The organism is Actinomyces israelii (assembly GCF_030253495.1).
GTDB classification, from domain to species: domain Bacteria; phylum Actinomycetota; class Actinomycetes; order Actinomycetales; family Actinomycetaceae; genus Actinomyces; species Actinomyces israelii.
The window spans coordinates 2,712,467-2,722,643 of the sequence record NZ_CP124548.1 but is presented as its reverse complement, the minus strand read 5'-3'; the positions used below and the strand labels follow the sequence as shown (position 1 = coordinate 2,722,643).

The window sequence follows — 10,177 nt, the reverse complement described above, 5'->3', positions numbered from 1 at the left end:
ACGACATGCCCCGCACGAGTCCCGTCCGCCCCAGGTGGACCATCGGCCAGTTCTCCCGCATGACGCGTCTGAGCGCCCGGATGCTGAGGCACTATGACCGGCTCGGTCTTCTGCGCCCCGGTGGCGTTGATCCCTTCAACGGCTACCGGTACTACTCCCGCGCTGAGCTCGAACCGGCCGTCATGCTGCGTCGTCTCCGCGAGGCGGGCCTGGGTCTGGAGGAGATCTCCCGGGCGCTGCCCGCCCACCTGGGTGACGACGAGGAGACCTGGCGCCGGGTGCTCGTCGAGCACCTGGCCCGTCTGGAGGATGAGGCGACCGCGCTGGAGCTGCAGCGCGAGCGCACGCTCGCACTGCTCGACCACCGAGAGGACCCGACCATGAGTGCCATGAACCCTGCGAACCCTGCGAACCCTGCGAACCCTGCGAACCCTGCGAACCCTGCGAACCCTGAGCCCGTCCGCATCACGACCCTGACCATCCCCGCCCACACTGTGATCGCCCGACGGGAGATCATCCCCACCTACGACCACGAGGGCGCCCTGTTCGACGAGTTCGAGCCCCAGGTCAGCCAGGCGCTCGCCACCGGCGGCGCCCGGCTGACCGGGCAGCCCTGCGGGGCCACCTTCTTCGAGGAGGGGCACGTCGAGCACGACGTCGACATCGAGGTCTGGGAGGTCGTCGACGCGCCCGTGGAGGTCAGCGCCCCGCTGACCTGCCGCACTGTTGCGGACCAGAGCGTCATCGCCGCCGAGCACGTCGGCCCCTACAAGGGGCTGTCGCAGACCTACACGACGCTCCTGCGGGAGATCGGGGAGCGTGGGATGACGGTCTCGGGGCCCGCTTTTGAGCGCTACCTCGTCGGCCCCTTCCACGAATCGGATCCGGCCGCGTGGCGCACCCAGGTCTGCTTCCCCATCGATTCGACCGGGTCTGACGCCGGGCCGGCCCCGGAGCCGGCCACTGGGCCGGACGCTGGGCCGGACGCTGGGCCGGCCACTGGGCCGGACGCCGCCTCCGGCCCGACACCGGTCTGACGTGGGCCTCGGGCCCCTCTGGGGCAATCAGTGACCTGGGTGACGGGGCCCGCGGCCGGGCTCAGGCCCCCTCGGGGGAGGAGCCCGAGCTGTGCGCCAGGCGCAGGGGCCTGACCGGCGCGGTGTCCGGCTCCTCGTAGTCGTCGTAGCCGCCGTTATCGTCATCGGGGTCGACCGGGACCATGGTGACCTCGTGGGTGACCTCGTCCGGCTCGGCGGCCCGCCGCTCGCCGGGCACCGGGGCCAGGCGGGGCTCGCGCGGCTCGACGAGCGGCTCGTCGCCGACCTGGTCGGCCAGGTCGGCGAGCATGTTCACCGCGTCCCGGACGATCCCGTCCCGGTCGGCGCGCACGCCGTGCAGGAGCCACCGGGCCAGGCTCAGCTCGCTGACCAGCTCGGCGCGGTCCCGCAGGTGCTTGTCGACCCCCTCGCTGCGCGCCAGGTCGTAGGCGCCCTCGATGGAGTCCAGGCAGTCCACCGGGACCGTGGCGTAGATCCAGGCCATGTCCTCCGCCGGGTCGCCGACGTGCGCCTGGCTGAGCCCGCGCATGGCGACGACCGCGCCGCCCGCCGTCAGGACGTTCTCCGCGTCGAGGTCCCCGTGGACCACCACCGGGCGGAACCTCCACAGCGTGGAGTCCTCCAGGGCCGACTCCCACCGGGACAGCAGCGCCGGGGGCACCTTCCCGGTCCCGGCGGCGTCGTCCATGAGGCTCAGCCAGCGGTCGCGGACCTCCTGGGAGTCGTAGACCGGCATGCCCGCCTCGGAGATCACGGAGGTGGGCAGCTCGTGCAGCTCGCCCAGGGCCCTGCCGAGGCCGGCCGACAGGCCGGGGCCGGGGTGCAGCGCGGAGATGTCCACGGGGCGGCCCTCCAGGTGGGTGCGGACCTGGATGTGCGCCTCCTCGCTGCGCAGGGTCCCGGCCACCCGCGGCACGTTGAAGGTCAGGCGGCCGTCATCGACGATCCTGCCGATGCGCCGCAGCACCTCGGCCTCGGCGTCCAGGTTCGCCCCCGTGTTGTCGTCGTGGGCCTCCAGGACCTCCCAGTGGCGGCCTTTGGTGTCGATCACGCCGACGACGTGCAGGGAGTCGGACTCCTCCTGGGGCAGGGCCAGTCGCGCCGGGTCCAGCCCGGGCACGGCGACGCCGGCCAGGGCGGCCAGCGCCAGGGGAGAGCGTCTGCGGCGGGACGCCAGGGAGGTGACCGAGGCGGACGGCGCCGGTGGCGCAGCGTCGGGAGCGGCGGTGAGGGCATCCTCCGCGCTCGACGGTGCGGCGTGGTCGGACGGTCCGGTGGGCGGCTGCGACATGGCTCAACCGTAGGCGAGTGGCGGGTTGTCGGGGTACTGCCGCGCCCTATTGGAACGGGTTGAGGTTCCCATGAGGGCGCGCGTGCGCGATACGGGCGCAGCCGGAGTTATCCACAGGTCTCCCAAAGGGTGGCGTTGAGGCGCGAAAGTGATCTAACCTCATAAGACGTGGTGCCGCTCACTGTCGCGCGGTGCCCTGTCCACCGGCCCACCCCGATTGCGCAGCAGTCGTCTCTTCGAACACATCCCGCCCATTGTCGACCCACAGCGAGGCCCACCATGGATGCAGCGGTGCTGCTCCACGACGAGATCCGTGAGCTCGTCCGCCGTCGAGGCATTGACCCGCTTGCGGACGCCTCGGCGCTGGAGACCCTCGTCGCCGAGGCGTCCGCCGACTACATCACCCGCGCCGATGCCGGGCTCGTCCCGCCCCTGCGCGACCCCGAGGCGGTCCAGGCCCGGGTGGTCGACGCCCTGGCGGGGCTCGGCCCGCTTCAGCGCTATCTCGACGACGACACGATCGAGGAGGTCTGGTGCAACGCCCCCGGCCGGGTCTTCGTGGCGCGCTCCGGGCGGCCCGAGCTGACCACGACGATCCTGGAGGAGGAGGACCTGCGGGTGCTGGTCGAGCGCATGCTGCGGGTCTCGGGGCGCCGCCTGGACCTGTCCAGCCCCTTCGTGGACGCCCAGATGCCGCACGGCGAGCGCCTGCACGTGGTCATCCCGCCCATTACGGCCCGCCACTGGGCCGTCAACATCCGCAAGCACTCCTCGCGCGCCTCCCGCACAGCCGACCTGGTGCGCCTGGGCCCCCTGACGCCGCGCGCCGCGGCGTTCCTGGACGCCTCCGTGCAGGCCGGCCTCAATATCCTCGTCTCGGGCGCCACCCAGGCCGGCAAGACCACCATGGTCCGCGCCCTGGCCGGAGCCATCCCCGCCGGTCAGCGCGTCATCACCTGCGAGGAGGTCTTCGAGCTCGCCCTGCGCAACCGCGACTGCGTCGCCATGCAGACCCGGGCCGCCAACCTCGAGGGGATCGGCGAGATCAGCCTGCGCCGCCTGGTCAAGGAGGCGCTGCGCATGCGGCCGGACCGCCTCCTGATCGGCGAGGTCCGTGAGGCCGAGGCCCTCGACCTGCTCATCGCCATGAACTCCGGCCTGCCCGCCATGAGCACCCTGCACGCCAGCTCCGCGCGCGAGGCGGTGATCAAGATCTGCACGCTCCCGCTGCTGGCGGGGGAGAACGTGTCGGCGGCCTTCGTGGTGCCCACGGTCGCCAGCGCCGTGGACCTCGTCGTCCACCTCGACCTGGATGCCAAGGGGCGCCGATACGTGCGCGAGATCGCGGCCCTGTCGGGACGGGTCGAGAGCGGTGCCCACGGCGCCAACGGCACCATCGAGATGTCTGATGTCTTCCGCCGCGACGCCGGGGGCAGGCTCGTGCGCGGCCCCGGCGCCCCGCCCTCCCCGGACCGGTACGCCCGCGCCGGCCACGACCTGGCCGGGCTGCTCGCCCCGGAGACGGGCGGGCGCCGCATCAGGGAGCGGGCCTGATGGGCGCGATCGCAGGACTCATGGGCGGGATCGGCATGGTGCTCGTGTGGCTCGCCCTGACGACTGAGCCGCCTCGCTGGCGCTCCGAGCGCCAGCGGCGCCTCGCCGACATCCTGGTCCAGGCCGGCGTCGGGCGCACCAGCCCGGCCGTGTTCGTCGCCGGCAGCGTGGTGCTGGGGGCCGTCGCCGCACTGGGCTTCCTCGGCGCCTCGCGCGCCTGGCCCATCGCCGTGGCCTTCGGCGCCATAGCCGCCTGCGCGCCCTACACCGTCGTCTCCGGCCGGGCCCGCGCCCGGCGCACCCGCCTGCGGGAGGTGTGGCCCGAGGCGGTCGACACCCTGGTGTCCGGGGTGCGCGCGGGCATGAGCCTGCCCGAGGCCCTGGCCAGTCTCGGAGAGCGCGGTCCGGAGGCCGTGCGCGAGCAGTTCCGCGCCTTCGCGGTCGACTACGCGGCCACGGCGCGCTTCTCGGTGTGCCTGGACCGGCTCAAGGCGCGCTTCGCCGACCCCGTCGCCGACCGGATCGTGGAGGCCCTCCGCCTGGCTCACGAGGTCGGCGGCACCGAGCTGGGGACCCTGCTGCGCGCCCTGTCGTGCATGCTGCGCGAGGACCTGCGCACTCGCGGCGAGCTCGAGGCCCGACAGTCCTGGACCGTCAACGGGGCCAGGGTGGCCGTGGCGGCGCCCTGGCTCGTCCTGGCCCTCCTGGCGACCCGCCCGCAGGCGGCCGTGGCCTACGCGACCTCGTCGGGTGCGCTCGTGCTGGCCATCGGGGCCGTGGCCAGCATCCTGGCCTACCGGCTCATGCTGCGGCTGGGGCGCCTGCCCGAGGAGAAGCGGGTGCTGCGATGAGAGTCCACCTGGGGGCCTTCGCCGGACTCATGGCGGCGTGCGGCCTGCTTCTGGTCGTCTCGGCGCTGCGGCGCCGTCGGCCCACTCTGCTCGACCGGCTCGCCCCCTACGTCCACGCCGCCCCCACGACCTCGGGCCTGCTGGGCGCGCAGGCTCCGGACGCCGACGGGCGCACGATCTCCTCGGTGCTCCTGGCGGCCGTCGCCTCGGCGGGTTACGTGCTCGAGCGGCTGGGCTCGTCGGCGGAGTCCGTGAGGCGCCGGCTGTCCCGGGCGGGCAACGCCCTGACCTACGAGGAGCTCCGGCTCCAGCAGCTCCTGTGGGCCGTCTCCGCATTCGCCGCCACGATCGGGGCCGGCCTGCTCATCTCGATGGTGCGCCGCGTGAGCGTGCCGCTGCTGGTCCTTGCCGCGCTCATCGCCCTGGTCGGCGGCGCGGCCTGCCGGGACTGGTGGCTCGGTCAGGAGGTCGAGCGCCGCCGCCGGCGCATCGAGGCCCAGCTGCCCGACATCGTGGAGCTGCTCGCCCTCGTCGTCAGCGCCGGGCAGGGGCCCGTGGCCGCCATTGAGCGCGTCGTCGAGATCGGCTCGGGCGAGCTGATCGACGAGCTCGCCCTGACGCTGGCCGACGTGCGCAGCGGCACGGTGCTGACCACCGCCCTGAACCGGCTGGAGAGCCGCGTGGCCTCCCTGCACGTGACGCGCCTGTCGGAGGCCATCTCCGTCGCCCTCGAACGGGGCACGCCGCTGGCCGACGTCATGCGCGCCCAGGCCGCCGACGTGCGCGAGGCCTCCCGGCGCGCCCTCATGGAGGAGGGTGGCAGGCGCGAGATCGCGCAGATGGTGCCGGTGGTCTTCCTCGTCCTGCCGATCACGGTCGTCTTCGCCCTGTTCCCCGGCCTGTTCGTCCTGCGCCTGGGGCTGTGAGGCCGCCGATCGTGCAGATCCCGACCCCGCCTCGCCGGCCCGGCCGGCCCGGCCCCTTGATCCGTTCCGACCCGTCACCAGTGAAAGGACAGACAGATGATCCGCCCCGTTCCCGCCGTCGCTCGCCGCATGCGCTCGAGCCCTCGCCCGGCCTCCCTGCGGGCCCGCCTGCACCAGGAGCGCGGAGACGTCCCCGGCTGGGTGCTGGTCACCCTCATGACCGCGGGCCTGGTCGTCACCCTGTGGGCCGTGGCCGGGCCGGCGCTGACCCAGGTGTTCAACGATGCGATCGCCAGGGTCACCGGCGCCATCTGAGCGCGGGAGTCCCGGCCCGCGGTCGGGCGAGGCCGGCTCGGCTTCGCAGAGAGGCCCCGTCCTGCCCGCCTCCGGCCCGCGCGCGGGGGAGGCCGGCTCTGCTGTCGTGGACTTCGCGCTGGTGAGCGTCCTCGTGATCGCCGTGTGCGCCGCGCTCCTCCAGCTCGCCCTGGGCCTGCACGTGCGCAACGTCCTGATCGACGCCGCCGGAGAGGGCGCCCGCCGGGCCGCCCTGGTCGGCGGCACCGAGGCCGAGGCCGCCGCGCGCGTGGACATGCTGGCCGACGCCGCCCTGGCGGACGGCTACGTCGAGAACGTGACCGTGTCGCGGACCGTGGTCGGCGGCACGCCGGTGGTGAGGGCCGAGGTGACGGCGCCCCTGCCGGTCCTCGGGCTTCTCGGACCCGCCGGCAGGCTGCGGGTGACCGGCCACGCCGTCGATGAGGCCGCGCTCGTGGCCGGGTCCCGGGAGGGGCCGTGAGCGGCCGGCGGCGCGCGCCGCGGGGCGGCAGGCGCGAGGGGCTCCCCTGCGCCTCCGGCGCTACGGCGGCGGTGCGCGCGCTCGTGCGCCGCGAGGCCGGCAACGCGTCCGTTGAGTTCATCGGCTGGACCCTGCTCCTGGTCGTCCCGGTCCTCTACCTGCTGGTGACCCTGGCGCGGGTGCAGGCGACATCCTTCGCCGTCGCCTCGGCCGCCGACGCCGCCGGCCGCGTCCTGGAGGTGGAGAAGGGGGAGGGCGCTCTGGCGCACGCGCGCGTCGCGGCCGGGCTGGCCCTGTCCGACCAGCACGTCGACTCCGACCCCGCGAGCGCCCTGAGCCTGAGGTGCGCGGACGCCGGGTGCGGCGCGGGCGTCGTGCGCGTCGAGGCCGGGGTCGACCTGCCGGTCCTGGCGGCGACCGGCGTGGGGCGCGACGTCGTCGTGCTCGACGCCGAGCGCGCCGTGACCCTGGCGGGGGCCGAGTGATGCTCCGAGCGATGGCCCGGGCGATGCGCCGCGTCGCGCTCCGGGCGGCACGCGGGCCGCGGCGCCTCGGGGGTCGCCCGGGGCGTGGTGAGGACGGGCAGATCCTGCTGCTGGGCGTCGGGACGATAGCGGTGGTGGTCGCGCTCGTCCTGGTGGCGGCCAGCGCCACCGCCGTCTACCTGGACCTGAAGACCCTGACCTCCCTGGCCGACTCGGCGGCCGCGGCCGCCGCCGACCACGTGGATGAGGACGGCTACTTCGAGGGACTCCAGGCCGGCGGGGCGCCGGGGCGGCTGACGGACGCGGGCGTGCGCGCCGCGGCGCTGGAGGACCTTGCGGCCCAGCCCGAGCGCCCGGAGTCGGCGCAGGTGGTCCAGGCCTCCAGTCCCGACGGCGCCACCGCCGTCGTCACGCTCGCCGCCAGGTCGCGCCCGCCCTTTCTGCCGTGGGGCGCGATCCCCTCCCGGGGATTCACCATTACCGCCACCGGCTCTGCGCGGCTGACGACGGCGCCGTGAAGCCCGCCGCGAGCCGCGTGCCCGCGGTCGGGCCCGCATGCCGGTGCGGGTGGCGCCTCATCAGCCCTTCACGGCGGCGACGCCGGAGGCCGCGGCGGCGATCCGGCGGCGGCGCAGGCGCGACCCGAGCACCGCGCGCTGGTTGTGGGCGAGCTGGGCGATGTAGGCGCGCTTGACCGTCATGAGGATGTTGATCCCGACCAGCACGTAGAAGCTGTTCGCGATGACGCTGGGCCAGGCGCCGGTGTACCCGCAGTTGATGACCAGCAGCACGCTGCCGGTCAGGTTGAGTGCCTGGTAGCGCAGGGAGTCCCCCGCGATCCGGCCCTTGGAGATCAGGGCGTACGCCAAGAGGAGCTCGGCGGCGCCGATCCAGCCGCCGACGGTGATGAAGATGCTCGCCATGTCGTTCACGAGGAAGATGGTGAGCCCCCGGTTGCTGAAGATCAATCACATGAATCTGCATGGGTCGTGTAGGTGCTCTGAACTATGGTCGGGGTCATGAACATCTCCGCCCACCGCATCGCCGTCCTCCTCGCCGTGCACCGCGCAGGAGGCGTTGTGGCGGCTGCGGATCTGCTCCACCTCAGCCCGTCGGCCATCAGCCAGCAGATCCGCCTGCTTGAGAAGGAGGCGGGTGTGCGTGTGCTCGATCGCACGCCCGCGGGGGCGGTCCTGACCGACTCCGGCCGGGTCCTGGCGGAGGCCGCCGAGCGCATCGAGTCCGAGCTGACCACCGCCCGGCGCGAGCTCGCGCTCATCGACGGCGACACGCCCACCGGCACCGTGCGCATCGGCACCTTCGCCACGGCGATCCGCGCGCTCATCCTGCCGCTGCTGCTCACGCTGGAGGACTCGCTGCCCGGCATCGAGTTGGTGATCGAGGAGATCGAGGAGCGCGCGGCCCTGGCGCGGCTGCGGCAGGGCACGCTCGACCTCGCCCTGCTCGAGCGCGACTCCCACACCCTGCCCGCGCCGCCGCGCGCCATGAACGACGTCCCCCTGCTGGACGAGTCGTGGCTGGTGGTCGTCCCGCCCGGGCAGGCGACCCCGAGCACGCTGGCCGACCTGGTGCGCGCCACCTGGATCGACCTGGACCCCTCGACCGCCGGCGCCTTCGCGCTGGCCCGCCTCTCACGCCAGCTCGGCACACCCCTGACCACCCGACACGTGGTCTACGACTACGACGTCGTCCTGGCCATGGTCAGCCAGGGCCTGGGGTACGCCCTCCTGCCCGAGCTCGCAGTGCACTCCGGCTTCGTCCCCGACGGCGTCGTCGTCTCCAGCCTGCCCGGCCTGGGCACCCGCCAGCTCGTCGTGCGCCATCGCGTGACCCGCACCGAACCGACCAGCGCCGCGCGTGCGGTCCTGGAGGCGCTGCTGTCACACGCCCAGGCCCTCGAGCTGGGCTGATGGGCGGCCGGCGGGCCCACCCGCTCGGCGTGCAGACCCGCCCGGCCACCCGCCGCCGGCGCGGTCGGGCCCCGACCCGCCGCCTCCGCCGGGAGCCCCGGCACCTCTGCCGTAGACTCGCCTCGTGGCCACCGACTTCCCAGCAGAGATCGAACGATTCCGACACACCTACGCCTCCATCGCGGCGGTGACGGATCCCGAGGCGCTGCGCGCGCGCATCGCCTCCCTGTCCGAGAAGGCCGCCGCCCCGGACCTGTGGGACGACCCGGAGGCCGCCCAGGCGGTCACCTCGGCCCTGTCCCACGCCCAGGCCGACCTGGGGCGCGTGGAGGAGCTCGGCTCGCGCATCGACGACCTCGAGGCCATGGTCGAGATGGCCGGCGAGGAGAGTGGCGAGGACGCCGACGCGCTGCTCGCCGAGGCCGAGTCCGACCTCGCGGCCGTCTCCAAGGACCTGTCCGACCTGGAGATCCGCACCCTGCTGAGCGGGGAGTACGACCCGCGCGACGCCGTCGTGACCATCCGCTCCGGGGCCGGTGGAGTGGACGCCGCCGACTTCGCCGAGATGCTCCTGCGCATGTACACCCGCTGGGCCGAGCGTCACGACTACGCCGTCAAGGTCCTCAACACCTCCTACGCCGAGGAGGCGGGGCTGAAGTCCGTGACCTTCGAGGTTCACGCCCCCTACGCCTACGGGACGCTCTCGGTGGAGGGCGGCACCCACCGCCTGGTGCGCATCAGCCCCTTCGACAACCAGGGCCGCCGCCAGACCTCCTTCGCCGCCGTCGAGGTCATCCCGCTCATCGAGTCCACCGACCACATCGACGTGCCCGAGACCGACATCCGCGTCGACGTCTTCCGCTCCTCCGGCCCGGGCGGGCAGAGCGTCAACACGACCGACTCCGCCGTGCGCATCACCCACCTGCCCACGGGCCTGGTGGTGTCCATGCAGGACGAGAAGTCCCAGATCCAGAACCGCGCCGCCGCCATGCGCGTGCTCCAGTCGCGCCTGCTGCTGCTCAAGCAGCAGGAGGAGGACGCCAGGAAGAAGGAGCTGGCCGGGGACGTCAAGGCCTCCTGGGGCGACCAGATGCGCTCCTACGTCCTCAACCCCTACCAGATGGTCAAGGACCTGCGCACGAGTTACGAGGTCGGCAACCCCGACGCCGTGTTCGACGGCGATATCGACGGCTTCATCGACGCCGGCATCCGCTGGCGCAGGCAGCAGGAGAGCGCCCGGGGCTGAGTGGCGGGCTCGACGGCGGAAAAGACCGGGGCCGGGACG

At 73.7% G+C, this 10,177-nt stretch carries 12 protein-coding genes; 10 read left to right on the top strand and 2 right to left on the bottom strand.

Annotated elements, in window-relative coordinates:
* Window positions 1–5: 5 nt before the first annotated feature.
* Window positions 6–1,037 (top strand): MerR family transcriptional regulator, encoded by a 1,032-nt coding sequence (locus AIF0345_RS11320; protein WP_285296203.1) that lies wholly within the window; start codon window positions 6–8, stop codon window positions 1,035–1,037.
* Between the two features lie 61 nt (window positions 1,038–1,098).
* Here AIF0345_RS11320 and AIF0345_RS11315 read toward each other — a convergent pair whose 3' ends face one another.
* Complete coding sequence (locus tag AIF0345_RS11315) at window positions 1,099–2,349, bottom strand: phosphotransferase (RefSeq protein WP_043563573.1); 1,251 nt, start codon at window positions 2,347–2,349, stop codon at window positions 1,099–1,101.
* A 279-nt stretch (window positions 2,350–2,628) separates the two neighbouring features.
* Here AIF0345_RS11315 and AIF0345_RS11310 point away from each other — a divergent pair, with 279 nt between their 5' ends.
* The 7 genes from AIF0345_RS11310 to AIF0345_RS11280 all read left to right on the top strand — a co-directional run bounded on the left by AIF0345_RS11310 (window position 2,629) and on the right by AIF0345_RS11280 (window position 7,479).
* Window positions 2,629–3,903 carry a CpaF family protein gene (locus tag AIF0345_RS11310; protein WP_285296202.1) on the top strand — a complete coding sequence of 425 codons (1,275 nt, stop codon included), beginning with the start codon at window positions 2,629–2,631 and terminating at the stop codon, window positions 3,901–3,903.
* Window positions 3,903–4,754, top strand: coding sequence for a type II secretion system F family protein (locus tag AIF0345_RS11305; protein WP_043563569.1), 852 nt, complete (start codon window positions 3,903–3,905; stop codon window positions 4,752–4,754). Before AIF0345_RS11310 ends, AIF0345_RS11305 begins: the two co-directional genes overlap by 1 nt.
* Complete coding sequence (locus AIF0345_RS11300; protein WP_268918332.1) at window positions 4,751–5,680, top strand: type II secretion system F family protein; 930 nt, start codon at window positions 4,751–4,753, stop codon at window positions 5,678–5,680. Before AIF0345_RS11305 ends, AIF0345_RS11300 begins: the two co-directional genes overlap by 4 nt.
* A 129-nt stretch (window positions 5,681–5,809) precedes the next feature.
* Window positions 5,810–5,995: a hypothetical protein gene (locus AIF0345_RS11295; protein ID WP_268918338.1), complete on the top strand. Its 186-nt coding sequence runs from the start codon at window positions 5,810–5,812 to the stop codon at window positions 5,993–5,995.
* A gap of 106 nt (window positions 5,996–6,101) precedes the next feature.
* On the top strand, window positions 6,102–6,476 hold the full coding sequence (locus tag AIF0345_RS11290) for a TadE/TadG family type IV pilus assembly protein (protein ID WP_268918331.1): 375 nt from the start codon (window positions 6,102–6,104) through the stop codon (window positions 6,474–6,476).
* Window positions 6,473–6,961: a peptidase T4 gene (locus AIF0345_RS11285; protein ID WP_285296201.1), complete on the top strand. Its 489-nt coding sequence runs from the start codon at window positions 6,473–6,475 to the stop codon at window positions 6,959–6,961. The genes AIF0345_RS11290 and AIF0345_RS11285 overlap by 4 nt, the downstream gene beginning before the upstream one ends.
* A gap of 23 nt (window positions 6,962–6,984) precedes the next feature.
* Window positions 6,985–7,479, top strand: coding sequence for a glycosyltransferase (locus AIF0345_RS11280; protein ID WP_285297936.1), 495 nt, complete (start codon window positions 6,985–6,987; stop codon window positions 7,477–7,479).
* 60 nt (window positions 7,480–7,539) lie between these two features.
* Here AIF0345_RS11280 and AIF0345_RS11275 read toward each other — a convergent pair whose 3' ends face one another.
* The gene (locus tag AIF0345_RS11275; RefSeq protein WP_412768288.1) at window positions 7,540–7,929 is read right to left on the bottom strand and encodes a CBU_0592 family membrane protein; all 390 of its coding nucleotides are present in this window, start codon (window positions 7,927–7,929) and stop codon (window positions 7,540–7,542) included.
* A gap of 51 nt (window positions 7,930–7,980) precedes the next feature.
* Between AIF0345_RS11275 and AIF0345_RS11270 the strand changes: the two genes are divergently transcribed.
* Window positions 7,981–8,892, top strand: coding sequence for a LysR family transcriptional regulator (locus AIF0345_RS11270; protein WP_273167736.1), 912 nt, complete (start codon window positions 7,981–7,983; stop codon window positions 8,890–8,892).
* Between the two features lie 124 nt (window positions 8,893–9,016).
* Complete coding sequence (gene prfB, locus AIF0345_RS11265) at window positions 9,017–10,138, top strand: peptide chain release factor 2 (RefSeq protein ID WP_285296200.1); 1,122 nt, start codon at window positions 9,017–9,019, stop codon at window positions 10,136–10,138.
* Window positions 10,139–10,177 lie beyond the last annotated feature (39 nt).